The sequence below is a fragment of the Legionella sp. km535 genome (genome assembly GCF_003990085.1).
In the GTDB taxonomy this organism is placed as follows: domain Bacteria; phylum Pseudomonadota; class Gammaproteobacteria; order Legionellales; family Legionellaceae; genus Legionella; species Legionella moravica.
Window position 1 is genome coordinate 86188 of sequence record NZ_RZGU01000012.1, and the last position, 26499, is coordinate 112686.

Consider the following 26499-nt stretch of genomic DNA (forward strand, 5'->3'; position numbering starts at 1 on the left):
GCATCCCTTGTTCCTGAAGCAATCTCTCTTTTGTACACTATCCTCGCGACTGCTTTATTCCGATAATAAGTGAATTATTAACTAAGGGCTGTTGATATTTCATTATTTTCAAGCCTACTTTCTGCGACTTGTTCGCGGAATCGATAGATCTTGCGCAAAACAAGAATATACTGCGTCTATAAAGATTGAGTTGGATCCCGCGAACAAGTCGCGGGAAGTCGAAACTTGAATTGTCAATAGACCCTAATACTTGAATAGACACTACCAACCAACTCTCTAGTTTCTGGCAAATGCGACATAATAACTATCCAGGCCATCCAGTTTGTGAAGCGCCTGTGATAGTTCAGGTATGGAACGGGTCGTTTTTTTGGATGATGCGACGCCAACAAAACGCCACTCAATTGAATTTTTTACTGAAGTGATTGCTATAGTATTCTGAGCCACAGAATACTCACATTCTCGTAATATATGCCGTATAACCTCCTTATCGGGAATGACGCCTGGTTTAAAGGTTAATGACACAGCAATTGCATGACGTGAAGGAAGCCATTTTTCCAGTCCAAGTCCCCACATCATAATAGATAACGCCAAAAAGGTGAGTACTATTGCGGAGAAGTAGAACCCCACACCAACCAATATTCCTATTGCAGATGCAGTCCAGATGGAAGCAGCAGTAGTTAAGCCACTGATAGAAAAACCTTCCTTCATAATAACGCCAGCACCCAGAAACCCAATTCCAGTCACAATCCCCTGCACAACACGAGCAACATCAGGAACAAGCGTGCTTGAAGGATGCAAACCGCCGAACCAATAATTGGGATAACCTACTATAACCACCAAAGCAGTGGATGCCATACACACCAATCCGTATGTGCGCATACCTGCAGCCCGACCATGATATGAGCGCTCATAGCCTACGATTAATCCCAGAATTAATGAGCCCAGCAGATTCATCAGCACCATGATATTGATCTCTATTGCCGGCAAGGACCAATAAGACAAAAGAGTATCAAAATTAAGAGACATCATGCTTGCTCCTGAGTTAACCTAAAACCCTTCCTGTTTCAAAGACTTCATAACCGCAGGTCTGCTTTGAATGTACTCCATGTATTTGGTCAAACTGGGATAGGCAGAGAAATCCAGTGTAAAACTCTTTGCCCACATTAAAACGACAAAGAGATACGCATCAGGTAACGTAAAATGATCACCCATGAGATACGTATTACGAGATAAATGCTGTTCTACATGCCTTAATTTAAACATCGCCATGGGAATTAATATTTTTGATTTAAATTCATCAGTAACCATAGGGACAAAAAACATCCCGAGAGTTTTATGTAGTTCTGTAGAAACATAGTTCAGCCATTCTAAAGTATGATAACGTTTCATGTCGCCAACAGGAGCTAACAGCTCTTGTCCTGGAGTGATGTCTGTCAGGTATTGTAAAATAACCTGATTTTCCGTAATCACATCACCGTTATCAAGACCTAAAACAGGTACGGCACCTTTGGCATTAATCTCTAGGAAATCCGCTCCGCTCGCTGTTTTTTTAGCTCGCAGATCTACCTCTTCATCCTGAAAGTCTATTCCCATTTCATTCATGATGATGCGAACAACCAGAGAGCAGGCACCTTTGTAATAATATAGTTTCACAGTCACTCCTTTGATAATGGGGCACACGGGGTATTTATGGTGTACCGTTAGAAATCAGTTCCAATTCTAAATGTAGCATAACAGGAATGAAGGCAAGTGCAATTCCATTGAACAGTGTTTGCTGTGTATCAAAGAATTACCAAAGTCACGTGAATCATTCCTGAGGTACAGTTATCAATAATGATCATCTCAGATATAAAGGGTATGACCAAGGAACAACGGAAAGAACGGTACAATAATGCGAGGTTCTCTTAGATTGATTACATTGAATTTCTTTTGTTTTGCGTAATCAGTCTGTGCTCAATCTCGTTGATCATCATCATAGTCGCTGAAGTTCGTGTAAAAAAAGCATCCCAAAAATAAGTTGTTCGCAACGAATTTAAAATGGATTTATCCCGTTCTTTCCATGTTTGGATGCTTTGCAGTAATTGCTCCAGATTAAATTCTCTTTGGGGTCCAACGATCTGAGTGTACTCAGTTTTAATACTATTAAATTTATTTACGGTTTGTGCAGAAGCAGGTTCGAGCAAAACCAAACGCTCCATCCGAGCATAGAGCTTTTCTATTATGGATTTTTGTACTGCGCTTAGATCAGGATAAGCATCTGGCGACATGGGCAATACATAGAATGGAATGTCCATGCTGGGTTTTCCATAAACAAGTTGTGTTCTGTAAGGTAAATCAGTAAAAAAATTAGAGGATACCAGAGAAGATACAGGAACTTTTTGAACTTCCTCAACAAGCTTGATAGCCGTATGCCGACAGGTGTTATCAATAGAAAATTCTTCAATATTCTTTTTAATACCCTCATGAACGCTTTGAGTGTTCATTATCAACTGAGAAGATTTAGTCAACTCAATGTGATTCCCTTCTTGTTTTCTCGGCTTATAGCATAAATAGCGATTGTGTTTATTTTGCAGGCTTTCAAGTAATCCAATAAACTCAAGATAATGTTCATAAGTTGTGTCATAAGCCTGATAACTGATTGGTATGTTACCCGGATTATCTCTCGAAATTCGCTCATTCTTTAGTCTGGATTTAATCTTTGAAAAAAACACATCAGCTAGACGTCCGGCAATAGCCATACATCGGCTCTCGCCAGGTTGATTAGGCTCATTAATATCTTTTCCTACCCGGCAAAGCAAATGACTTACTTTATTTTGGTCGTAAACGCCAAACATGATAAAGGTATGCTTGCCTTCCTTGCCTAATGCAAGGAAGAATTTATCGGTTTCTTTATTTACCGTGATGGTCATAGAGCTTCAACAAAAAGATCAATTAAACAGCACAACGCAGCTGAGGATGGTGTTCAATAATCGTATGATACAAATTCATATTCGCTTCCAGAATATGATTCCCCATTTTAGAGTCAGAGGTATCCTCACCTCCTTTACTGTTCAGAGCAACAACCGTAGTGACATTATTGCAGGGTTGCCACAGGTACATGACTCTGAATCCTAAAGTACTACCCTGGTAGGTCCAAAATTTTAATCCTGACTTCTGGTCATAATAATATCCAACCCCCAAACCAAAGCCCAACGGATCATCTTCTGTGACTGTAGCAATGGGTTTTCCTGTTTTCATTGATACCACAGAGGTCAGTTCCTTTAACGCTTTGTCTCTGTAGATTGGATCTATCAAGGTGCCATGATAAAGGAGCTGAACCCAACGCATCACATCTTCAGTATTGGCGACTATCGCTCCGGCGGCTCCAGCCCAGGATAAATCATTAACAAACGCGTCCACAATTTTATTATTCGAGGGATCCAAAAAATAGCCGTGCATTTTGCGATCGACAATAGACTCTTTAACCGCAACTCCATCTGGCCCTGCAGGATAGAAGGTGTTATTCAAAACATTGTGCTGATTAATAATCCGTTCTTGAAGTTGATTCGCAAAGGTATCATGAGTTACTTTTTCAATGATTAATCCCGCAAGAATATAATTGGTGTTGGAATAATCAAAGAGGTTCGTATCCTTCCGCTCTATTGGTTTCTCAGGATGGGCATAGGTGAGTAATTCTTCATCGGTCCAGACATGACTTAAATCATGTTCCATTTTGTTCCAAAACTCCGGATCATTCGAGTAATTTGGAATACCGCTGGTCATATTCAATAACTGCCGAATGGTTACCTCACTCCAGTTAGGGTATTGAGGCAGCCATTTCCCTATTGGATCATCAAGAGATAAAGTACCTTCAGATTGTAATTGCAATAAGATCAGCGAAGTAAATGATTTGGTAATGCTGCCTATATCAAACAAATGACCAAAGGTAATCACTTCTGAAAAAGGGGGGAACCCAACGTGACCTGTCATTACTGTTTTAATCTCGTCAACAGCATCTTGATCATTCTGAGGAATCAATACAGACGCAGAAATAGCAGTAAATTGTTCTTTTTTACTGTATTTTTTATAATAATCATCAATAACAGACTGAATGATATCTTTTTTTACAGGCTCAGTGCTGATGAAACCTGCCCATGACTCTGAAACAATGAGTTGTGCTGCGAGAAAGACACTCATTAGAGTTTTTGATAATTTCATAAAAAACACCCGATAATCCAATGGAAACGACCAAAATCGGCTCTATTTTATATTAAATACAGGAAAAAGGGTAAATTTACTCTAAAATATCTCAACTGAATTCCAACGACAAGGCCAGGATAGTTGCAGATTTGTAGATTTCGTAAACAAGTAAAGGGCTACATGTGCTGGATCCCGCGGTCAAAGCCGCGGGAATTCGAAATTTAGTTAAGCCTGGTTGCTCGCAACCAGGATTTTATGCACCAACTACAAGCTTCGATTTAGAAGCTTGAAAAACCACGATCCTGTTTACGAGCAAACAGGCTACAAGTCCTGGATCCCGCGGTCGAAGCCGTGGAAATTCGATGTGAAGCACTCGCTCAAATCCCAACCGAATTCCCGCGGCTTCGACCGCGGGATCCAATGTTTTAGCGCTGTTATTTCAGTATAAAATCGAGGAAAATCGGTTGAGTCAACTGACGATGTATTGAAAATATCCCAGGTATCTAACCCTTACATTGTAATTCAGGATGTAATCGCATGATCGCCTGATACAGATGCAAATTCGCTGTTCCAATATGATCACCCATCTTCGAATCAGGATTTCCTTCCGCCCCTTTACTATTCAATGCAACAACTGTAGTCACGTCATTACATGGACTCCATAAATACATCACTCTGAAGCCTAAAGTACTTCCCTCATAAAACCAAAAACGCTGCTTCATCTCATTATCATAACGGTACGCAACACCCAACCCGAATGCCATCGGATCTGCAGCAGTTACTGTATCAATGGGTCTTCCTGTCTTTGTAGAGACTACGGATTCCAGTTCATTCAGAATTTTTTCCCGATGTTCAGGATTAATTAAAGTGCCGTGATAAAGTAATTGCACCCATTGCACTACATCTTCAACCGTTGCAACAATAGCCCCTGCTGAGGAAGCCCAGGATAAATCATTGTTAATTGTATCCACTGATTTTTTAGTGGCCTCATCATAAAAGTAACCATGTACCCGTCGATTTTTTATAGCATTTCCCACAGTCACCCCATTGGGCCCTGCAGGATAAAAAGACTCATTCAGATTGTTTTTAGAATTAATGATTCTTTTTTTCAACTGATTTTCAAAAGTATCCTGAGTCGCCTTTTCAATAACAAGTGCCGCGAGAACATAATTGGAATTACAATATTCATAGCGATTGACATGATTCACCTTGAGGACTTGTTCAGGATGTGCATAAGTAAGTAACTCTTCATCAGTCCATACATGGCTGAGATCACTCATCATTTTTTTAGCAAACCCCGGATCTTCCGAGTAATTTGGAATACCACTGGTCATATTCAAAAGCTGGCGAAGAGTCACCTCTTTCCAGTTAGGATACTGAGGCAACCATTTGTCCAAAGTATCATCGAGCGACAACACGCCTTCTGTCTGTAATTGCAACAAAATTAAAGAAGTAAAGGATTTAGTAATACTGCCTATATCAAATAAACTATTGGGCGTTATTTCCTGATTGAATGGAGGAAAACCCATTGTTCCTTTGACTACAGTGATGGTATTTTTAATATCTGTCTGCTTATTGTGAGGAATAAGTACTGAGGCAGCCATTGCAGTAAATAATTCCTTATCACTGTATTGTTTATAATAATTATCCACTACCTTCTGCATCTGTTGTTTTAATTCAGTGTCCACAGAACTGGAGTCTGCGTAGCTAGATGTCGATATTAATGATGCAACCAGGGCAAGTCTGCAAATACTTGATTTTATCTTCATGATTTATGTTCCGGTCTTCAGTACAAATTCAATTAAATGTTCATTTATATTAACTTGAATTGTTCTGAAGTTACTACAGTACTTTGAAATAATTAATGTTTTTTAAAGGCGTATACCTCTGTACAAGACAAAAAACGGTCATGCCCGCGCAGGCGGGCAACCATCCATCAAAATAAACCGATGCCAAGGTCAAGCCACTGAAGATTGTTTTGCTCAATGAAATTTATTTTCCATTGACAGTTCCACTTTTAGATACGATTTTCTCTGATTATGGCTTCATAAACATCAACGTGAATTTCATAAGAATCCAAATGATGAACAGGATATTTTTTGGTGAATTCTTCAGCCAAGCCATCCGTGTGTTGCCAAAATGGTATGCCAGCGAGCTATCTCAATTTACTTCAGGGTCGAATGCCAAATGGTTGCCCGCCTGGCGCGGGCATGACCGTTTTTTTGTCATGTACAGAGAACGTATACAGAACGTTCCGGGGTCGAGGGGAAGACCCTTCTCAACCCCGGACAAAATTGAAGGATTATTGTGCGCTGGCTCTCAACCGTATTTTCTCAAGAGCTTGTTCCAAACGGCTTAAAACACGTTGTTTACCTAATAAAGTCAATGTCATATCAATGGAAGGAGACATGCTCGTTCCTGTAACCGCTACTCGCAATGGCTGAGCAATTTTTCCCATATTAATATCAAATTGCGCGCTAATGTCGTTAATGCATTCCTGAAGATGATCTTTTTGCCAATCATTTACTTCTTTCAAACGTTCATAGAGTGCTGCCAGAGGCTCCAGAATAACAGGACGTAAATGCTTTTTAACTGCATCTTCATCGTATTCAATTGAATCGGTATAAAAGTAAAGACTCATGGCACACATTTCAGCCAATGACTTACACCGTTCAGCCTGAGTCACGACCAAATCCTTAAGCTGTGGCCCTTTGCTTAAATCGATACCCGCCTGCTCAAAATGCCAACTCAACGCTTGTGCCACAGAATCGGGATCATCACTTTTTTGATAGTGTTGATTCAACCAATATAATTTATCGTAGTTAAAGCTCGATACTCCCCTGCTCACATTCTTTAAATCAAAACAAGAGATCATTTCCTCAACACTAAAGATTTCCTGATCGCCATTCGACCACCCCAGGCGAACCAAATAATTTAACAAGGCATGCGGTAAAATCCCTAATTCTTTAAACTGCATCACCCCTACAGCACCATGTCTTTTGGACAAACGCTTACCATCATCGCCTAATATCATTGGCAAATGAGCAAAAACTGGAATCGGGGCATTCAATGCTTTAAATAAATTAATTTGCCTTGGTGTGTTATTAATATGATCATCACCGCGAATCACATGCGTAATATTCATATCCAAATCATCAATGACTACAGCAAAATTGTACGTGGGATGCCCATCGGATCGAACTAAAATTAAATCGTCCAATTCATTATTATCAACATGGATATCGCCGTACACTTCATCTTTAAATGAAACCATACCACTATCAGGGTTCTTGAAGCGAATAACGAAAGGAGCATCGGACTCAGGCAGATTTTTATTACGGCAATGGCCATCATAGCGAGGCTTTAATTTAGCAGCTAATTGCGACTCACGAAGCGACTCAAGCCGCTCTTTACTGCAAACACAACGATAAGCCTTGCCTTCATCCAGAAATTGCTGCGCTACCTCAAGGTAACGGGTATAGCGATCAGTCTGATAAAAAGGCCCCTCATCACAATTCATGCCCAACCAGGCCATGCCATCTAAAATAGCCTGAACTGACTCTTGCGTAGACCGCTCTCTATCAGTATCTTCTATTCTTAGAATAAACTGACCCTGATGACGTTTGGCATATAACCAGGAGAATAAGGCTGTTCTTACTCCTCCCACATGTAAAAATCCAGTAGGGCTTGGAGCAAATCGAGTTCTAACAGTCATAATATCATCCGTTGTAAGGAATAAAACAATCGGGCTATAATAGCCGACTTTACCATCAACGCAAAGATTCAACCGCTCAATTCAGTATAAACGGGAGTTATCTCTTGAAAAGTATTGGTATTAAATATCAACTAAGAATCACCACGCTGATCCCGGCCTTCTTAGTCGCCTTGCTTTTTGCTGTATTTTACAATGGCCAATTTGGGAAGGACTTGAATCAACACATGTCCCGTTTAGGCGAGGCTTACATTCGCCAGTTACTTCCTGCAGCTCAATTTGCCTTGCTTCGTAATGATGACCGCACCTTGCAAGGACTGATTAATGCATCCACAATCAATCCCGAGGTAAAAGCACTTGCATTTTACAATGCCAGCGGGCAATTGCTCGCTTATCGCGGTGGAAAACATTCCATCCATAAACCCTTTAATCCACCAGACTTCACTGGGGATTATATTGAAAGCAAACACATCAATCCCTTTACCATTAATTTTATCGCCCCCATAACCCTTCCCAAATTCAACTTGTACTCCAACAGCACCTTATTCAAAAACATTCCAAGCCCCGTAGCCTTCCAGGCTGACGATATTTTAGGCTGGCTGTCCATTGATATCGATACGCAATCCATGCTCATCAAGCGGTATCAAATGCTTATAGTCACTATTTTTATTACGTTGTTTGGCTTGTTGATGGGCTTAACCATTCATTATTTTCTGTCCAAGCGGATCTATTTGCCGATTTCCCGATTACGCCGCAGCATGAAACAAATTTTAAGTAATGAGTTTGAAACGGAAATAAAGGTCGGCAGCCAGGGAGAATTAGGCGTTATTGAAAAAGGGTGTGCGCACTTACAAACACAATATTTGAATACCATAAGAGATCTCAATCAACATATTGAAGTAGCCACCGAGGATTTACAACAAAGTCTTGAGTTACTGGAAGAAAAAAACATTCAATTGTCCCTGGAAAAGAAAAAAACAGAAGAGAAAAGCCGACAAAAATCAGAGTTTATCGCGAACATGAGTCACGAAATTCGAACTCCAATGAATGGAGTTATCGGTTTTACCAATGTATTGCTGGAAAGCAAACTGGATCCATTGCAACTGGACTATGTAAAAACCATTAAATCATCTGCCCAGGATTTATTGGGCATCATTAATGATATTCTTGATTTTTCAAAAATTGATGCGGGTAAATTACATCTCGACTGCATCCCTGTTGACATCAGAGCATGTGTCGACGAAGTCCTTGCTCTGGCCAGTCCCAATGCCCACAAAAAGGGAATTGATTTAATCCCGATCACAGACATACAGGTGCCTAAAACCATACTGGGTGATCCGTTCAGAATCAAACAGATTATCAGTAATCTGGTAACCAATGCGGTTAAATTCACGGATCACGGTTATGTTTTAATACGCACCAAAATTGATCTCGAAACCGACAAAGACTATACCCTGCTGTTTACCATAACCGACACAGGAATAGGCATATCCCCAGAAGATCAAAACAAATTGTTTACAGCCTTTAATCAGGCCGACACCAGCATAACTCGACGTTATGGGGGGTCAGGATTAGGTCTGGTTATCTGTAAAAAACTCTGTGAAGAAATGCATGGCCGTATCAGTCTCACCAGCGAACTGAACAAAGGGTCAACGTTTACAGCGCGAATAAAAGTTGAAAAATTACTAGCCTATGAAATTGAAAAAAACCAGACTCACCGCTTCGCCCATTTAAAAATTTTGTGTTTTGATGACAATCCCCTGCATTTAGAGGCCTTATGTAATGGGCTGGGCTATTGGGGTATTGAATGTGTTGCGGTTAACTCATTTAACAAACTGGCAAAAGCTCTGGCTAAAAACACCAAATGCAACATAGCGTTTATTAACGTCAATCAGGGTTGCGAACAACAGGTAGCCGAGTTGATTAAACAACACCATCACCTACCCAGTGTTCTGATCTCGAAATGGCCTATAAACGATTACGCGGCACTTGGAGCCCATGGATTTTTATACAAACCCATCAGCATACAGAAACTTCAGGATCTCATCGAATCGCTGAACAACAATAAAACGAGTGAAAAAGCAACAAATCATGAATTAGACGGCTTACGTGAGCAATTGCGCTTCTTACATCCCGAATTATTAATCGCTGAGGATAATCCGGTCAACAAAATGCTCCTCAACTCGTTATTAAATGAGAATACCAATGTAACGGCAGTTGATGATGGAGCTATGGCTGTAACAGCTTGTGAGGATAAAAAGTTCAATATTATCCTGCTCGACTTGCAAATGCCAAAACTCAATGGTCTGGAAGCAGCCCGAATGATTCGCCACAACTCCTTGCTTAACAAACATACTCCCATTGTTCTGATCAGTGCAAACAGTGGTGATATCAGCACAGTAGATTTGAAAAAATCAGGTGTTGATTTTTGTCTACAAAAACCGATAGATGAAAAACAATTATTGCTACAGATTCTGCGTATTGTTGACAAGGCTAAACACGCAGCAATCGACTGGCAATTGTGTGTTCAAAAAGTTTCAGGCAATCAGCAACTCGCCGAAGAATTTCTGGCAAAGTTCATCGAGGAACTGTATAAAAATCGGGAAGAATTTATCGAGCTCATGCATAACAAAAACATCAAGGGCCTGGGCGAATTAGCGCATAAATTACATGGAGCCTGTTGTTTTTGTGGGGTTCCTGTCTTGCAAAAGAAAGTGATGCAAATGGAAAAACTGGCAGCAGCCACAGCAAAAATTGATGACTTATCCGGAGCTTTTGCTGAATTAATTCAAAGCATTGATGCAGTACTTAATGAATATGAAAATCAATACTCACAATAAAACTCAATAATTCCAATAAATTGATGGAGATAAAATGGCTGTTAAAAATGCAATTTATGCGCAATCAGGTGGCGTTACTGCCGTGATAAACGCCTCGGCTTGTGGCGTTATTCAGACTGCAAAGTTATACCCCGAACACATCGGAACCGTGTTTGCTGCCAAAAATGGAATTATTGGAGCTTTGAATGAAGAACTCATTGATACCTCTCTGGAAAGCGATGCGGATATCGCTAAATTATTGCAAACACCTTCGGGGGCTTTTGGTTCTTGTCGGTATAAATTAAATAATAATGACGATGAGTACAAACGGTTGATTGAAGTATTCAAGGCTCATAATATCGGATATTTTTTCTACAATGGCGGTGGTGACTCTCAGGATACAGCGCATAAAGTTTCGCAGCTAGGGGAAACTATGGGATACCCAATTACCTGCATCGGAATACCCAAAACAGTGGACAATGACCTGCCCTATACTGACGCCTGTCCTGGATTTGGTTCAGTTGCCAAATACGTGGCGATTTCAACCAAGGAAGCCGGCTTTGATGTAGCCTCCATGGCTGCTTCATCCACCAAAGTATTTATTCTTGAAGTAATGGGTCGTCATGCTGGCTGGATCGCCGCAGCCAGTGGACTTGCGAGTGACAATCCAGAAGAACCACCGCATATTATTCTGTTACCGGAAGTCTCTTTTGATCCGGAAAAATTCCTGGCAAAAGTTTCCGAATGTGTTAAATCCTACGGTTATTGCGTTATTGTTGTTTCAGAAGGAATACGCAACAAAGAAGGCAAGTTCTTAAGTGACGCAGGATTAAGAGACGCTTTCGGTCATGCGCAACTGGGAGGAGTAGCTCCGGTCATAGCACAACTGGTTAAGTCAGAACTGGGCTACAAATACCACTGGGCTGTAGCGGATTATCTGCAACGAGCCGCTCGCCACATAGCGTCGCAAGTGGATGTAGAACAAGCCTATGCTCTGGGCAAAGCAGCTGTTGAATATGCCGTTAAAGGCCATAATGCCATCATGCCTGTGATTATCCGCGAGCAGGATGAGCCCTATCAATGGTCTATAGGTAAAGTAGCCTTAGCAGAAGTAGCCAATCAGGAAAAAGCAATGCCAGCTGAATATATTTCAGAAGACGGAATGGGTATCACTCCTGCCTGTAAACGGTATCTGTCTCCATTGATTCAAGGCGAAGCTTATCCCAATTACATTAACGGAATGCCTGATTATGTCCGTTTAAAAAATCAGTTGGTCGCAAAAAAATTAAACGCTCGCTAAGAAGGTTCTTCACTGTTTATTCATCATCCTCGCGAAAGCGAGGATTCCTGATGTTAAGAAATGTTGTTTTAGCGTGTCTGAACAACTTACCTACACCACTGCCCCAGCACCTAAATCCAGCTTTCATCCGTGGTAAATGCGATAGTTAACCAAAGCTTAGGGCCATTTCCCCCCATAACGCCTACGATTTCACGACGGATTGCATCCAGAGTTTCAATACCGGAAATGGGATAACCCTCCGGAACTACTATATGAATTTCAATAAACTGCGCGCGTCCTATCTTTGCAACATAACTGGAATAGGTTTTAAACTGATACCGTTTTGTCAGTTCATCTAAAAAGCCCCTTACTTTTTCATCGAGACCAAAAGGGGCAATTAAAAACATATCGCGCATTGCATCACGTACCGCTCCCATGGGTACAAAAATCAAACAGGCAGTTAATAAGGCTAAAATAAAGGGATCAATATACGGGGTCAGGTACTCATAAGCAGTGCCATCCATTAAAGCAGCGGTACCAAATGCAATCAAAAGCGAACTGGAAATCGCTGCAGAAATAAGCCAGCTTTGTGTGTCCAGGCGTAAAAATTCGGAACTCAGTTTGACGTTCTTATGGCGAATATACACATACATGATTATCGACAAGGCCGACATCAATAAGGCAAAAACGAAAGCCCAGTCAAAGTTTAATTCTCGTCCACCTGACAGCAAACTGCCAATCGCATTGACTAATGCATAAGCACAGATCAAAATAAGAACACTTCCATTAAAGACAAGTACCATTGGTTCGACATGCCAATAACCATATTGAAATCGGCGATTACCTTTACTGGTCAAAAGACGTGCTACCAAAAGAGAAAGTATTGACATGGCAGTGTCAACCATATTGAACATACCATCAAATACTATCGCCAATGACCCCGAAAGTAAGCCAAACAAAATACCTGCCACTGCTAGCAAAAACGTTACCGCTATGGATATTTTAAGTATGCGCTGTTCTTCTAGTACGGATGTTGTGCTGTTCATGTAAATACCCAATATGTTACTGAGTTATGGCTATCGTACACTATCACTCAGTCAATTTTGCAGAGATGTAAAAAATTCAGTTAGGGACGGCAATACGCAGGGCGATAACGATTAGCCAAGGTTCCTCCAGTGCAATCCCAATGTATGGCTCTATCCGGATCCAGGGTGGGAGTCAAAACTATAGTCCCATCACCGGCTTGTGCTGTATATGTTATGGTAATTAGCCCCTGATTTGCAATGGTTATTGATGCTACATCAGGAGTTGCAGCAGGAGTTATATATCCTGTTTCCAATTGAGTAGTTGGGAAAGCGCTTTGGGCAAAAGTGGTTTCTGTAACTAAAAGCTGAGCTGCATAGGCTAAATTCAATCCCTCTACGACTCGCGCACGGATGAGATAATTTTGATAGACAGGAATAGCAATAGCGGCCAAAATTCCAATTATGGCCACAACAATCATCACTTCAATCAAAGTAAATCCTTTTGCTACCATAGTAATCTCTGAGATTGTATTTAAAGTTTTGCACGCATAATAAATGCCAGTTTGTTTGATAGAAACAGCCTATTCACAGAATAATCAAAAGCCTCATTATTTAAGGCAAATAAAAACCGCCCCTAAGGACGGTTTCAATTAAGCAAGAATTTTATCTGCAACTTGCTGGTCGATATTTAGCCAATAAGGTACCGCCATTACAAGTCCAGGTCACATCTCCATTTGCTTGCAAGGTAGGAGTCATAACGATAGTACCGCCGCCAGCAGCAGCTGTGTAAGTAATGGTTATAACCCCAGTATTATCAGCAATAGCGATTGATTGGACGTTAGGTGTTGCTAGACCAAAAGTATATCCCGTAGCAGCCTGGGTTGCTGGCAAGGCATTATTGGTAATAGCTGTTTCAGATACCGCGAGTTTAGCAGAAGAAGCCAGTTCCAATCCCTCTGTAACACGTGCTCTTATGGTATAATCTTGATAAGCAGGAATCGCAATAGCAGCCAAAATACCGATAATCGCGACTACGATCATTAATTCAATCAACGTAAAACCCTTTTGTCTCATGGCCATCTCCATAGGTAATTAACAATTTTATTCATGCATACATAATGCCAATTTAAATGACACTGCATACGGCTGTATTTTAGCTCGATAAACCACCTGATATCATCTTCATTTTCGGTATCAGTTCATTTTAACCACGACAAAAACTGACATTTTATGTCATATTGTGACAAAATTGTCAGTGCACTATGACAACACATGATTAGGGGATATAATCAAACATTCAATATCTGGCATAAGAGTAAATCATGTCGCGTAAATTAGATATAGAACGTCAATTATCGGAAGAACTTTCTCCTGTATTCTTATCAGTCGAGGATGAATCTAAAAATCATCATGTACCTGAAGGAGCAGAAACACACTTTAAAGTCATTGCTGTGTCTTCTCGTTTTAATGAATTAAGCCGAATAGCACGGCACCGGATGGTCAATAACCTGTTAAAACAGGAGTTTGACAAGGGATTACATGCCTTAAGCATGCATTTGTATACAGAACATGAGTGGGAACAAAAAGAATCCCCTGTTTTAAAATCTCCTTCCTGTAAAGATGGGTATAAAAACAAGTAATTTGATCATTAGACTCGATAAATAAATGAAAGATGTCAGATCCCCTCATCCGCCTATCGGCACCTTCTCCCGGAGGGAGAAGGCTATTCTAAAATAGACTCGGTAATGTTTGAATTGAAATATTGGGTATTTTTTCAAGATAACACAGGGCTAATGAAATGCTTTAAAGCACCCTCATCCGCCATAAACAGCCTTCTCCCTCCGGGAGAAGGTGCCGACAGGCGGATGAGGGGATCTTAAAATTATTCACTTTATCAATTAATATGCATAGCCCAACTAATAATGGATTAAATGAATGGAATTACTTGATAAAGCAAAAAAACTACGCAAAAACAGCACCTGCATGGAAACTAAAATATGGCACTCGTTAAGATCAAGAAGGTTTCAGGGATTTAAATTCAGAAGACAATGCCCTTTGGGGAACTATATTGTTGATTTCGTTTGTTTCGAAAAAAAGTTAATTATTGAGATAGATGGGGGTCAGCATAATGATTTCACGCAACAGGAATATGATAATAAAAGGACTGATTATCTTAATCATTTGGGCTATGAAGTTCTAAGGTTTTGGAATGATGAGGTGCAGCAACAGTTTGATTTAGTTATGGATGTGATCTATCGATGTTTATTAAAAGATGTTTGATCCCCTCATCCGCCTGCCGGCACCTTCTCCCGGAGGGAGAAGGCTAATCATGGCAGATGTGGGGGGATATTAAAACATTTTATTTCAAGTATTACCGAGTTCTCTAAAATAGCCTTCTCCCTCCGGGAGAAGGTGCCGGCAGGCGGATGAGGGGATCAAACATCTTTCATTAAACATTGCTAGATAACATCGATGACAAAATGAATAAGATAAACAGTACTTCTAGTATCAAATGTTCAAGTACCCCATAAAAAATGACATTATAATAGATTTTGCAAAAATAAAAGTTCACCTCAAGACCTAAGCTACTGTATAATGCATATCTTTTTATCAACTCGAAAAATCAATGAAAAACTGGTCCTCTGAAAAAATATCGGTGCTCGCTTTGGTATTACTTATAACCGGAGCAATTGACAGCATCAGAAATTTACCTGGGACTGCTTTATTTGGTTCAACCCTGATTTTCTTTTTTATTTTTTCTGCCATCATTTTTTTAATCCCGGTTGCACTGATCTCGGCTGAATTATCATCAACCTGGTCTGAAGAGGAAGGCGGTATTTACAGCTGGGTAAAACATGCCTTTGGAGAAAACGTTGCATTTTTTACCATCTGGCTGCAATGGATTAATACCCTTGTATGGTATCCCACAATATTATCTTTTATCGCAGGCACCATAGCCTACCTCATCAATCCTGAACTCGCTCAAAATAAATACTACCTCATATCCGTGATTTTAATCATTTTTTGGTCGTTGACATTAATTGGATTATCCGGTTTACGAACCTCAGCCACCTTTGCAGGTTTCTGTGCGATTGTTGGAATGATCATCCCCATGGGATTCATCATTCTCCTGGCAATTATTTGGCTGATCAAAGGTCATCCAATAGCAATTGATTTAAGCCTGCCACATTTATTACCCCAATGGCACGACAGTCAGTCCTGGGTATCCTTAACTGCGATTATGACCTCATTTCTTGGAATGGAACTGGCCGCTGTTCATGTCAGAAATGTTCGGGATCCACAAAAAAACTTCCCCAAGGCCATGTTTTTTTCAGTTTTATTAATCCTGTTCACTATGATATTAGGCTCTCTGGCCATAGCCTTTGTCTTACCCAAAGACAAGATAAGCCTTGTTGATGGGGTCATGAGGGCATTTGATAATTTCTTCCAGGCCTATCATTTAAACTGGTTAATGCCTCTGTTGGTATTTCTTCTTCTGCTAGGTAGCCTCGGCAGTATGATTAACTGGATAATTTCTCCTGCCAAGGGTTTACTCATGGCAGCAAAGCAGGATTTTTTACCGCAATTTATGTGTAAATTGAATAAACATGGTATTGCATCCCGCATATTAATATTGCAAGCGGTGCTGGTCACCATTTTGTGCAGCGGCTTTTTACTGTTCCCCAGTGTCAATGCCATATATTGGCTTTTTACAGATCTAAGCACCGAATTGTACATGATGATGTATGTTCTGATGTTTATCGCAGCCTGGAATTTAAAAAGTAAATTTGCACACATGGAAAGACCCTTCGCAATACCTGGAGGCAAAACTGGATACTATCTGGTTTGCATTTTGGGATTATTTGGATGCTCCATCACCTTATTCGTTGGATTTATTCCTCCGGAACAAAGTATGGATGTCGGCGGAGCAGCACATTTTCGGCAGATTTTCTCTGTAGGAATTGTGATGATGTTGATTCCAGCATTCATTTTGTATCTTCGAAAAAGAATCGTGACCAGGAAAACAGTGTCATAACCGATAAGATTCCGTACCTGGAATCGTTTATGAACATCCAACTCCTCAAATAACGAAACCACCGAATTCCCAAAATCAATTTGGAATTCGGTAGTTCTATTAAATCATAGGGCCGTGAAGTAATTTTAAATTATTTTGGATTGGGCTGAGTCGGTTCAAACTCATCGACATTACTCTTAATGTCATCCACAATTTTTGCAGTATTTGTTTTAAAGAACAAGAAATTACCAGTAACTGCTTTGTTTATAGCTGCAGCAGCTAAATATACTACTCCAAGCCCAATGACTGCCAACACAATATTACCCAAAAGTTGTTTCATGCCACGATGGCGCTCCAGTTCAGGTCTTGCTTGCTCGATACTCGCAACACATTGGGTTTTAAAGTGTTGATAGGATTCTTGATTAGGATTTACATCATAAGCAGATTTAGCTGAAACTAAATCTTCCAATAAAGTTTCAGCAACACCGTGTGCTGTTCTCAATGACTCAGCCTGTGAGATGTCTCCTGATCTTACTGCATTAATTGCTCTCTGATTCAAATCTGCAACCTTTTTACCAAACTCAGCCATTAAGGATTCGAATTTTGTATTGGCTGCCTGAGCTTTCTCATTGGTTGCATTTATGGCAGGGACAGGTTGCGTAATGAGATCCATTTGCTCATTAAGACGCGATACTTCATGAGCAACCGGGTGAGCCGCTAAGTTAGCCTGCTGCTGTTCTTCTTCAAAAACCTGCTGAGCTAAATGAGCATCCTGCTGAACTAATAAATCTCTTTGTGCGCTATCCAGATCTTCTCCATCAGGACTATGCAAAGGCAGATCTTCATCATGATTAGGGACTAACTCCATTTGTGCGTTAGCCTGCTGTTCTTTTTCAGAAATTTGCTGAGCTAAAAGCTCATCCTGTTGCATTTCTAATACCAGTTGGGCTTTAGCCTCTAATTCTTCAGTTTGAATTTGCTCAGCTAATAGTCTGTCTTGCTCTAACAAATGGTTCATTTGTTCTGCAACAGCTAAGTCATCTGCTTTCATTTGCTCAGCAATTTGACGATCAAATTCAATTTGACGCAGAGTTTCAAGCTCTAATAGCTCAATTTGTCGAGCCAACTCCTCATCATTTAGAATTTGTTTACTTTTAGCATCAAGTAGATCCTGAGATTCATGCGTTATCGGCTCATCAGGCATGAGTGATATTGGTTGCTGCGCTAATTGTTCTTGCTCCGCTGCTAAACGAGCTTGCTCCGGATTAGATATATAGAGAGGTATTAACGAATTCCAATGAATATTATTGCTGTTATTAAGAATCAAATCCGGTTGTTCAGCTTGTGCATAATCAGGTGCTCGCCCATTAACACGAATCTGTAAATTAATTACTGTGTCGTAGTAGGTGTCTACTCTATCTTTATCATTACGAACAAAATGCTCTCCCTGCACTGCCCGGTTAATGGTCAGCAGCGTTTCTTCCGTTCCCCAAACATAATTGGTAGCAAGACGAGATATATAAGCATCTAAATTACGGTAGTTATTTTCGCTAAAAAACTCTATCGTTTTTTCGGCAATAATTTCATCTAAAACTCTGCCTTTACGAAACGAAACATCCTGAGGCTCAACAGTGTCCTTTATTTTGGCCCACTCAGCTTCAAATTTCGCGTGGACTTCCTCACTTTTTTCTAAAGCAAAAGCCAGCATTGTGTTTTTTATATTCGCTACTTTATAAATTTCTGCTTCAGTATAATCTCTAATTGTAAAATCACTGGTCAAAAAATGAGATTCAGGATATTCACGAAGACCAAATTTAAAAAAGTATTCTAATCCGTATTGTGCGGATGTATACAAACCGGTTGTGAGTGGATCATTAATAAAATCCTCACGAGTTTGACGAGCTCCTAAGGCCCTTGCTTTAGTAGCAAGTACTGGCTCAATAATGTTTCTAATGCTTTCACGTGAGAATTTTTGATCCCGATTTTCAGTGATCAAAGGAATTAATTGTTTTTTCTCTTCCTCTGTAAGACCAAATTTATTGAGTACAGTATCTGTTATTTGAGAGTTATTTTTTGCGCGAAGAAAATACATTAATGAAATGCTGTACGCCTCATACATGCAATTACCTTGAGCGCTGTTTTCAACTGTAAACATATGCATCACCTATAAATAATGGATCAATAATTGGACTAACGATACTTCCTCCAAAATTTTGGAGGTTGCAGTGTTCTGAATGCATTAATGTTCCATCAATTCAACGCCGTTAATCTCTATATGCTCTTTATAATTAAAGTTTAGTACATTTTCTAAAGACTTATGGAACAAACTCAGGTTACGATTCAACCACCTCATTAATCATTGATAAATCAATAAATCTCTGAAATTGGCATTCATTTGTTCTGGTTAGTTGAGATACTATTTGATATCTGTATATGGAATGATACAGCTTAATTAGTTAACTGATTATTAAGTGTACATTTAAAATATTAATACCTGTCATTAAGATTTTATATAATGCAAAATTATTCATCTGAAATGGCTGCTAAGTGTTGCCTTGCTTTCATTAAATCTTCTTTTGTATTAATATCTTGCAAAGGTTCGACACAGGCTTGTTCTACCTTGATGGAATAACCGGCCCACAGAACCCGTAACTGCTCCAGGGCTTCAAGCCGTTCAAGCTCACACACTGGCCAGGTCACAAAATCCAGTAAAAACGCAGCGCGATAAGCATACAAACCAATATGGCGAAACGTGTGTTCAAAGGACAGACCATCCTCTCTGTTTGCAGGAATGATGCTTCTGGAAAAATACAACGCATGGTTATCTCTATTACGCACTACTTTAACGACATTGGGATTTTTTAACAGGTCCAGGCTGGTTATTGGCCAGCACAAAGTCGACATCGGTGCGTCGGTATGAATTAATCCTTGAGCTACTTGTTGAATCAATAGTGGAGAAATAAATGGCTCATCCCCTTGCACATTGACAATAATATCATCCGCGGCATAATTCCCCTTTGCCACAACTTCCGCAATTCGGTCTGTCCCTGTTTGGTGAGAAGGCAAAGTCATAATCACTTCTGCACCAAAGCCGCGCGCATGCTCGGCAATAGATTCCGTATCTGTAGCAATGGTAATCGATTGTGCCTGTGCCAGAAGAGCCTGTCGGTACACACGCTCAATAACCGTAAAACCATTTAATTCCTGGAGTAGTTTGCCTGGAAAGCGGGTCGATTGAAATCGTGCGGGTATGATCACATGAAAAGGAGTACTCATAATTTATCTTTTTCTTCCAATGAAAGAATCCGTGCCTCATGTTCCAGCATAACCGGTATATCATCCCTTACAGGAAAGGCCAGACGATCAAATTTACATATAAGTTCTTGTTTTTTTACTATTAACTTTCCTTTACATAAAGGGCAGACTAACAGTTCCAATAATTTTTTATCCACGCGAATCTCCTTGAGTCACCTGATTGCGCACATATACAGGTTGAGCTTGTGCTACAGGAACCGGATTAATACCCGTATTCTGCACTAATTTTATCATGGCCGCTGCATTTGGAAATACATTCAATTGGGTGCTGACTTGAGATTTAATTGAATCTGAAAAATCATTCCAATACAGCTCAATGCCAACTCCAGCCAATACAACGGGTTGATCTTCAGGCAGAGAAATATCATGCGCCGCATTAACCTGCTCCTCTGCTACCCATTGCTCTGAGCGAAAATATCCCCAATACAGCTCATGCATTCGCGCATCCAATACCGCTAAAACAGACGCGTTGCGACTATCCGCATGTTCTCGAGCTGCCCAGGCGATAGCCGCCAGACTGCTAACTGGTATTAAATCCAAATCATGGGCATAAGCTAATCCCTTGGCAATACTACAGGCTATGCGCAACCCAGTAAAACTGCCAGGACCACAACCGAAAATTATTCCATCCAATTGATTCAGTTGCAAACCAGCCTGAACCATTTGACGGTCTATCATGGGCAATAATAATTGAGCATGAGTTCTTTGACTCCCCTGCTCCTCGCACGTTATTTCTTCGCCTGATAAAACAGCCACGCTGGCTTGCTCAGTCGAAGTATCAATCGCTAACAGTTTCATAATCCAGCGCCAACTCTTTAATAAAATGCAACACTTTGCGCTCATCACGTGTACGTGGTATTTGAGGCAAACTGGCCATTATGTTACGGCCATACTCTCGCGAAGTAAGCCTCGGATCAGCAATCATCAATACCCCTTTATCGGTAATGTCTCGAATCAAGCGACCGACCCCCTGCTTTAAAGCAATCACGGCATTAGGTAAAGACAACTCATCAAAGCCTGATAACCCTTTTTCTTTTAAAAAAGCCATTCGACCACGGGTAACAGGATCAACCGGGCTTGCAAAAGGTAATTTATCAATGATAACACATGAAAGCGCTTCTCCCTTGACGTCAACCCCCTCCCAAAAAGTCGCGGTTCCCAATAATACCGCGTTTCCTAATTGTCTGAATCGCTCCAATAAAATGGGTTTAGCCTCCGAACCTTGAATCAATAGTGGGTAGTCTAAAGTATTGCTCAGCATTTGGGCAACTAATTTTAATGCTTTATGACTTGTAAACAAGAAAAAACATCGTCCACCACAGGCTTTTATGACAGGCAAAGCACGTTCTAGTAATGCTTCATAATACCCGGAATCTTTGGGATCAGGTAAACCGCGCGGCATATAAAGCAAGGCTTGATCCTGAAAATTAAAAGGACTAGGTAATAATAAAGTTTGAGCACTTCCCAAGCCTAAAGGCTTGCAAAAACAATCAAACGAAGAGGCCATGGTTAAAGTTGCTGAAGTAAATACATAAGTGCATTCATGATGCCGTAACAGGTTACTAAAGGTTTGGGCGATATCAAATGGAGTCGCATGAAACACTAAAGTTTGTTTAAACCGTTCAAGCCAGCGTATTTTATCCTTTGCAGACTGCGAAAATGAAAGCAGGGTTTGATCCAGTTCAAGTAATCGCTCCTTACAGCGGACAAGACCTGGAACCTCGGCAATATGTTCATCACTTAAACAAGCCAACAGTTCCTCTTTAATTGCCAGCCAACTATCCCAGACTTCCCTAAATGTCTTGTTTCGGTGTACCTCATCCCAGCTCACCCTGTCTTCACGAAAAGGGATGGAATTCAAAAGCTCATCCATCACTTTATCTGATTTGTTACGTAGGGCTTTCAAAGGTTGGTTCGCCAGATCCAGAACAGGCCACTCACCGATAATGTCGTCAACCAAATCGGCAAATTGACGCGTGCCAATACGTTCGCCGTTGAAATGGGTGGCTATTTCAGCCAATTGGTGTGCTTCATCAAATACAATCACATCAACACCAGGTAACAATTCCCCAAATCCTTCCTGTTTCAAACGAGTATCAGCGAAAAATAAGTGATGATTAATGACAACAATATCCGCATCCATAGCTCGTTTACGAGCCTTTACTAAAAAACAGGTTTCGTGATTAGGGCATTCAGCGCCCAGACAGTTGTCGGTTGTAGACGTTACATAATTCCAAACGGGTGAATCTTCATTGATCTCGGGTAACTCCGATCGTTCGCCATCCTTCATTTGAGACAGCTTGTCCCTAATGTGCAGCACTTCATGAGCGCATTGCGGACTTTGAAATTGCCCTTCTTCTGCATGCAGTTGAACTCGATGCTGGCAAATGTAATTGGCACGCCCTTTTAAATTTTGGATGCGCGCCGATAAACCCAGGGCGCGAACCAGGGTAGGCAAATCTTTTTGAAATAATTGATCTTGCAATGTTTTGGTAGCTGTCGATATAAGTGCTTTTTTACCACTTAATAAGCACGGTAACAGGTAAGCAAAGGTTTTACCCGTTCCCGTCCCTGCTTCAGCAACAAGAATCGTTTTCTGTGCGATGGCTTGAGCAATGGCTACGGCCAAATCGGATTGAGGGGCTCGGGCAACAAATCCAGGAATTGCGGTGGAAAGCCGCCCTTTCTCGCTAAGAATTCGCCGACAGGATTCAGCGAGTGAGGTTATTTCTTCCACTCTTTTTGCAAATATTGAAGTTTATCCTTAACATCGTCCCAATCTTTTGCATCAGCAGGAGCATCTTTTTTGGCCGTGATGTTTGGCCAGGCTTTCGCAAGCTCTGCATTTAATTCTTTAAAGTGTTGCTGCTCATCAGTCAAATCATCTTCAGAGACAATCGCATTCACTGGACATTCAGGTTCGCAAAGAGCACAGTCAATACATTCTTCCGGGTGTATGACCAAAAAATTAGGCCCTTCATAGAAGCAATCAACCGGACATACTTCAACGCAATCAGTATATTTACACTTAATACAACTTTCTGTAACTACAAAAGTCATAACAAACCCTTTAGTTGATGTAGATAAATAAGGAATATTAAAGCATAAAACACCTCATTGAAGATAGTCTCTGAACTGATAACTATTAAATTTTACAACAACTGTTCTCTTTTCAAGCTTTAAGAACCAACAGCCACAGAGTAAAAATATAGCCGTTTAGTGACAAAATATTTCGTGTTGCTTATAAAATAGTCTTGCTCAAGCAATACAAGTGTGTTATTTTTGTTCAAATTTTTTATATAAAATCTTATTAATCTAATTTTGCTCTAATTATATCACCCGGAGTCCGTTATGCCGATGTTAGCAGCCCCTAAAAAGTTTCAACCTTTAGTTGATTTGGTAAACACCTACAATTCAATCCCTGAAGATGAACACATTAAACGGCTCTTTTATTTACAAAAAATAAACTATTTATTGAACACCATATCACCCAATGCTGAATTGTATGACTGGATGACCAACACCAATAAGGACAGTTTTCTCGATCATCTTAAAGCATATTCCATTAATCCCCACGCATCGTTCTTTTTAAAAGGCATCCAGTTTGCTCTGGCAGTTGCTGGGTATACAAAAAAAGAACCTGTTGATGAGGCAGACGTTAACAATGAACAAGATCAGCAGCCCAACATTGAATACCCATTAATGCAAAATCGTGATGCCATTTTGCTGAATAGAACGTTTGATGAATCCAGTGAGGAATACACGGCCATTTCGCTAAGACTCGCCAAGCTCGCTCAAACCAATCATAAAATCAAAACAAAAGTACAAAAGCAAATCATTATTTCAGAAATGGTAGAGCCCAAAATTCAAGCCATTAAAGGAAATCCACCAATTTCCAACCCAATTCCATTTAGGATCAAATATAAAACAGAACCTCTGGGGGATGGCGGCAATAACGCTAACTTCAAATTCACAATGAGTAGCTGGGATGAACAGTTGATTTTTCGTGTCGAAGACCGAGACAGCCTAAGCCTGGAACAGCGACTTCATTCTCATCCTGTATCGATGTATTTCATTGAAGATTATGTACTCTTCAGAAAAGTACTCAAAAATCATTTATCGCCAGTTGAATACAGACCTGTAGTACTCAGTCAATTTGCTAATCAGGGTAACTTGACTGAAGTAGCAAAAAAGTTACATAACCAACCAGCCAGTAAAATTGCATCTGTCGCTGGATATTATTTTGCTCAAATAACCCACTTTTGCTCCTTGTTAATCGATACCAAAGCGTATCACCCGGACATGAAACTCAGCAATTTTCTTGCTCATAACAACCGTTTATTAATTAGTGACCGAAAAACACTGATTGAAAATGAACATCCGTTAGTTAATACAGTGCGCAGTAGCCCTGCTCATGCGCCCGACGAATACTTTGATTGCCTTGATTTTGACATTTTTGGAATCGATTTTAACGAAAAGGCGAACACTACAGTCCTGAATATGCCCCAATTTATGGCGTTTCAATTGGGAATGATATTAAAGGAATTCCTGATATTAACGCAATTAGATGAATTGCCCGCAGAGTTCAGAGACCGAGATAAAAGTGCTGCATCTTATTTTGACTCACCTTCAAATTCAATCATCAATTTATCACTCCTGGTGCAAGAATTAACTCGTCCTGAACCAGAGAAACGCATGACGATTAATCAATTTAAATCCCTGCTTAAGTTTCGTATTATGACACCGGACAATTTCTATGCTCAAGTGGAAGAGGCCTTTCCTTCAGAGCTGCTGGGCATACAGCAAGATATTGACGAGATAAAAGCGCTATTGAATGAGAAAATAAACGACGGTTTTCTGCAGAGCATTTCACAATCATTCATAAACCCGAACGCGTTAAGTGCTTATAATAAAGATTTTTTACTTCGCGCCAATGAAGTATTTAAAAAAATATCCGCGAGCGAGCCCAAAGAAACTCGTTTAACCAGAATGGCGGAAAAACTTGCCATCAAATGCTATAGAGAATACAGCCATAGCTATTTCAAACAATGCTCTCAATCCCTTGAAGCTGAATTATTCAAATTAGAATGGAATAAAGCACCCTGGTACCGAAAAGCGTTGCACTGGTTAACCTTTGGTTTATTCAATGTGGACCGCGCCTCAAATGAGGAGATAGCGACGGTAAAAATAAAACAAGATCTTAAAGGGGAGGAGTTTCAAATGCACTTCTCTCTTTTAGAATTCCTTCCACCTAAGGAACTCAATCATTTAGGAAAATTACAATCGGCTCGTTTTAAAGAGTTTATCTATTCACACGTCAATGAGATTTTACCGCAAGACTCAGAAGATTCGGAGCATTCAAGTTCAGCCAGCAGTGATTCAGAAGAGGAGCACGACAGCCATATCTCATTCAAAGCATCCTCTGAGTCTCTTGATGACAAGGCTTCTGAAGAAACAGATTCATTACCTTCAGGAACCATGATTATTAGAACGGACAAATCAGATGAGGAGGTTTTATCAGTAGATTCCCTACCCTCAGGTACGATGGTCATTAAAAAGGATAAATCGAACAGTTCGCTTCTTGCATTAGATTCTTTACCCTCATCGACTATGAAAATAAAAACAGATGAAGAGATCGAGGCAGAGCGATTGGCTCAAGACTCCATTCCGTCCTCTTCAACTAAATCCTCCAGGAAGACTAAAAGAGAATTGCCATTGGAAACAGATACGGTTGTTATTAAAGTGTCTGATACCAGTAAAAAACGAATGTCCTTTTCCTTTATAAAAGACTTGGGTATTTTCAGTAGCAAAAAAGCGATTATAGCTGAGCCTAGCGCACGAGCTTCCAGATTTAAAAAAGTGGATAGTGTCAGAACAGCTCTTCTTAGAGGCGACGGCAGTAATCGGTTTAAAACGAAAGGCCCACAAAGGTCACGAGTTGAGGACATCAATTGGGAACCCATTTCTTCTGATGAAAATGGGACACCGTTAAATACCAATGCTCCCCTATAACACCCCGACAATCCCCGCAAATGCGCACTACTGTCCGGTAAAAGAAGAAATAGTTGAGCGTCCTTGATAAAGCGCTAAGATAGCGCCCTAAATCCCCATTTAGGTCAAGGACGTACAGTGAAAGATACCGTTTTTCAAGAAAT

At 40.4% G+C, this 26499-nt stretch carries 21 protein-coding genes; 6 read left to right on the plus strand and 15 right to left on the minus strand.

Annotation, left to right across the window (positions count from 1 at the left end; genetic code table 11):
• Positions 1-276: 276 nt before the first annotated feature.
• The 6 genes from ELY21_RS08640 to gltX form a co-directional block, all read right to left on the minus strand.
• A complete protein-coding gene (locus ELY21_RS08640) occupies positions 277-1029 on the minus strand; it encodes an MgtC/SapB family protein (protein ID WP_127108729.1) in 753 nt (250 codons plus the stop codon).
• An 18-nt stretch (positions 1030-1047) separates the two neighbouring features.
• Entirely contained in the window at positions 1048-1653 is a 606-nt protein-coding gene (gene gstA / locus ELY21_RS08645; protein WP_127108731.1) for a glutathione transferase GstA, read from the minus strand.
• Positions 1654-1913: 260 nt separating this feature from the next.
• Positions 1914-2909 carry a hypothetical protein gene (locus tag ELY21_RS08650; protein WP_127108733.1) on the minus strand — a complete coding sequence of 332 codons (996 nt, stop codon included), beginning with the start codon at positions 2907-2909 and terminating at the stop codon, positions 1914-1916.
• A 22-nt stretch (positions 2910-2931) separates the two neighbouring features.
• Positions 2932-4197 carry a serine hydrolase gene (locus tag ELY21_RS08655; RefSeq protein ID WP_127108735.1) on the minus strand — a complete coding sequence of 422 codons (1266 nt, stop codon included), beginning with the start codon at positions 4195-4197 and terminating at the stop codon, positions 2932-2934.
• Between the two features lie 485 nt (positions 4198-4682).
• On the minus strand, positions 4683-5948 hold the full coding sequence (locus ELY21_RS08660; protein WP_127108737.1) for a serine hydrolase: 1266 nt from the start codon (positions 5946-5948) through the stop codon (positions 4683-4685).
• Positions 5949-6481: 533 nt separating this feature from the next.
• Positions 6482-7894 (minus strand): glutamate--tRNA ligase, encoded by a 1413-nt coding sequence (gltX, locus tag ELY21_RS08670; protein ID WP_148111686.1) that lies wholly within the window; start codon positions 7892-7894, stop codon positions 6482-6484.
• Between the two features lie 104 nt (positions 7895-7998).
• On the opposite strand from gltX, the gene letS reads away from it, so the two are divergent.
• Positions 7999-10731 (plus strand): two-component system sensor histidine kinase LetS, encoded by a 2733-nt coding sequence (gene letS, locus ELY21_RS08675; RefSeq protein ID WP_127108741.1) that lies wholly within the window; start codon positions 7999-8001, stop codon positions 10729-10731.
• Between the two features lie 34 nt (positions 10732-10765).
• Positions 10766-12010, plus strand: coding sequence for a 6-phosphofructokinase (locus ELY21_RS08680; protein ID WP_127108743.1), 1245 nt, complete (start codon positions 10766-10768; stop codon positions 12008-12010).
• A gap of 110 nt (positions 12011-12120) precedes the next feature.
• Here the strand turns inward: ELY21_RS08680 and ELY21_RS08685 are convergent, their stop codons facing one another.
• The 3 genes from ELY21_RS08685 to ELY21_RS08695 all read right to left on the minus strand — a co-directional run bounded on the left by ELY21_RS08685 (position 12121) and on the right by ELY21_RS08695 (position 14088).
• A complete protein-coding gene (locus ELY21_RS08685) occupies positions 12121-13035 on the minus strand; it encodes a cation diffusion facilitator family transporter (RefSeq protein WP_127108745.1) in 915 nt (304 codons plus the stop codon).
• 80 nt (positions 13036-13115) lie between these two features.
• Positions 13116-13526: a pilin gene (locus tag ELY21_RS08690; RefSeq protein WP_127108747.1), complete on the minus strand. Its 411-nt coding sequence runs from the start codon at positions 13524-13526 to the stop codon at positions 13116-13118.
• A gap of 151 nt (positions 13527-13677) precedes the next feature.
• Positions 13678-14088, minus strand: a complete 411-nt coding sequence (locus ELY21_RS08695) for a pilin (RefSeq protein ID WP_199741680.1) — start codon at positions 14086-14088, stop codon at positions 13678-13680.
• A 248-nt stretch (positions 14089-14336) separates the two neighbouring features.
• On the opposite strand from ELY21_RS08695, the gene ELY21_RS08700 reads away from it, so the two are divergent.
• The 3 genes from ELY21_RS08700 (at position 14337) to ELY21_RS08710 (ending at position 17050) form a co-directional block, all read left to right on the plus strand.
• The gene (locus ELY21_RS08700; RefSeq protein ID WP_127108751.1) at positions 14337-14654 is read left to right on the plus strand and encodes a BolA family transcriptional regulator; all 318 of its coding nucleotides are present in this window, start codon (positions 14337-14339) and stop codon (positions 14652-14654) included.
• A 295-nt stretch (positions 14655-14949) separates the two neighbouring features.
• Positions 14950-15294 carry an endonuclease domain-containing protein gene (locus tag ELY21_RS08705; protein ID WP_127108753.1) on the plus strand — a complete coding sequence of 115 codons (345 nt, stop codon included), beginning with the start codon at positions 14950-14952 and terminating at the stop codon, positions 15292-15294.
• 346 nt (positions 15295-15640) lie between these two features.
• Positions 15641-17050, plus strand: coding sequence for an APC family permease (locus ELY21_RS08710; protein WP_127108755.1), 1410 nt, complete (start codon positions 15641-15643; stop codon positions 17048-17050).
• Between the two features lie 130 nt (positions 17051-17180).
• On the opposite strand, the gene ELY21_RS08715 is transcribed toward ELY21_RS08710, so the two are convergent.
• From ELY21_RS08715 to fdxA, 6 genes are all read right to left on the minus strand, one after another.
• Positions 17181-19184: a hypothetical protein gene (locus ELY21_RS08715; protein ID WP_127108757.1), complete on the minus strand. Its 2004-nt coding sequence runs from the start codon at positions 19182-19184 to the stop codon at positions 17181-17183.
• A gap of 368 nt (positions 19185-19552) precedes the next feature.
• The gene (kdsB, locus tag ELY21_RS08720; protein ID WP_127108759.1) at positions 19553-20305 is read right to left on the minus strand and encodes a 3-deoxy-manno-octulosonate cytidylyltransferase; all 753 of its coding nucleotides are present in this window, start codon (positions 20303-20305) and stop codon (positions 19553-19555) included.
• The gene (locus ELY21_RS08725) at positions 20302-20481 is read right to left on the minus strand and encodes a Trm112 family protein (RefSeq protein WP_127108761.1); all 180 of its coding nucleotides are present in this window, start codon (positions 20479-20481) and stop codon (positions 20302-20304) included. The genes kdsB and ELY21_RS08725 overlap by 4 nt, the downstream gene beginning before the upstream one ends.
• Entirely contained in the window at positions 20474-21142 is a 669-nt protein-coding gene (gene tsaB, locus ELY21_RS08730) for a tRNA (adenosine(37)-N6)-threonylcarbamoyltransferase complex dimerization subunit type 1 TsaB (RefSeq protein ID WP_127108763.1), read from the minus strand. Before tsaB ends, ELY21_RS08725 begins: the two co-directional genes overlap by 8 nt.
• A complete protein-coding gene (locus ELY21_RS08735; RefSeq protein WP_127108765.1) occupies positions 21123-23081 on the minus strand; it encodes an ATP-dependent DNA helicase in 1959 nt (652 codons plus the stop codon). The genes tsaB and ELY21_RS08735 overlap by 20 nt, the downstream gene beginning before the upstream one ends.
• Positions 23069-23404, minus strand: coding sequence for a ferredoxin FdxA (gene fdxA / locus ELY21_RS08740; protein ID WP_028385347.1), 336 nt, complete (start codon positions 23402-23404; stop codon positions 23069-23071). The genes ELY21_RS08735 and fdxA overlap by 13 nt, the downstream gene beginning before the upstream one ends.
• A 291-nt stretch (positions 23405-23695) precedes the next feature.
• Here fdxA and ELY21_RS08745 point away from each other — a divergent pair, with 291 nt between their 5' ends.
• Positions 23696-26356, plus strand: a complete 2661-nt coding sequence (locus ELY21_RS08745) for a hypothetical protein (protein ID WP_127108767.1) — start codon at positions 23696-23698, stop codon at positions 26354-26356.
• Positions 26357-26499 lie beyond the last annotated feature (143 nt).

Bases quoted from the DNA above. Each gene is read 5' to 3' on its own strand.
- ELY21_RS08640 (WP_127108729.1), bottom strand. From the start codon at position 1,029: ATGATGTCTCTTAATTTTGATACTCTTTTGTCTTATTGGTCCTTGCCG.
- ELY21_RS08650 (WP_127108733.1), bottom strand. From the start codon at position 2,909: ATGACCATCACGGTAAATAAAGAAACCGATAAATTCTTCCTTGCATTA.
- ELY21_RS08655 (WP_127108735.1), bottom strand. From the start codon at position 4,197: ATGAAATTATCAAAAACTCTAATGAGTGTCTTTCTCGCAGCACAACTC.
- ELY21_RS08660 (WP_127108737.1), bottom strand. From the start codon at position 5,948: ATGAAGATAAAATCAAGTATTTGCAGACTTGCCCTGGTTGCATCATTA.
- gltX (WP_148111686.1), bottom strand. From the start codon at position 7,894: ATGACTGTTAGAACTCGATTTGCTCCAAGCCCTACTGGATTTTTACAT.
- ELY21_RS08680 (WP_127108743.1), top strand. From the start codon at position 10,766: ATGGCTGTTAAAAATGCAATTTATGCGCAATCAGGTGGCGTTACTGCC.
- ELY21_RS08685 (WP_127108745.1), bottom strand. From the start codon at position 13,035: ATGAACAGCACAACATCCGTACTAGAAGAACAGCGCATACTTAAAATA.
- ELY21_RS08690 (WP_127108747.1), bottom strand. From the start codon at position 13,526: ATGGTAGCAAAAGGATTTACTTTGATTGAAGTGATGATTGTTGTGGCC.
- ELY21_RS08695 (WP_199741680.1), bottom strand. From the start codon at position 14,088: ATGAGACAAAAGGGTTTTACGTTGATTGAATTAATGATCGTAGTCGCG.
- ELY21_RS08700 (WP_127108751.1), top strand. From the start codon at position 14,337: ATGTCGCGTAAATTAGATATAGAACGTCAATTATCGGAAGAACTTTCT.
- ELY21_RS08705 (WP_127108753.1), top strand. From the start codon at position 14,950: ATGGAATTACTTGATAAAGCAAAAAAACTACGCAAAAACAGCACCTGC.
- ELY21_RS08710 (WP_127108755.1), top strand. From the start codon at position 15,641: ATGAAAAACTGGTCCTCTGAAAAAATATCGGTGCTCGCTTTGGTATTA.
- ELY21_RS08715 (WP_127108757.1), bottom strand. From the start codon at position 19,184: ATGTTTACAGTTGAAAACAGCGCTCAAGGTAATTGCATGTATGAGGCG.
- kdsB (WP_127108759.1), bottom strand. From the start codon at position 20,305: ATGAGTACTCCTTTTCATGTGATCATACCCGCACGATTTCAATCGACC.
- tsaB (WP_127108763.1), bottom strand. From the start codon at position 21,142: ATGAAACTGTTAGCGATTGATACTTCGACTGAGCAAGCCAGCGTGGCT.
- fdxA (WP_028385347.1), bottom strand. From the start codon at position 23,404: ATGACTTTTGTAGTTACAGAAAGTTGTATTAAGTGTAAATATACTGAT.
- ELY21_RS08745 (WP_127108767.1), top strand. From the start codon at position 23,696: ATGCCGATGTTAGCAGCCCCTAAAAAGTTTCAACCTTTAGTTGATTTG.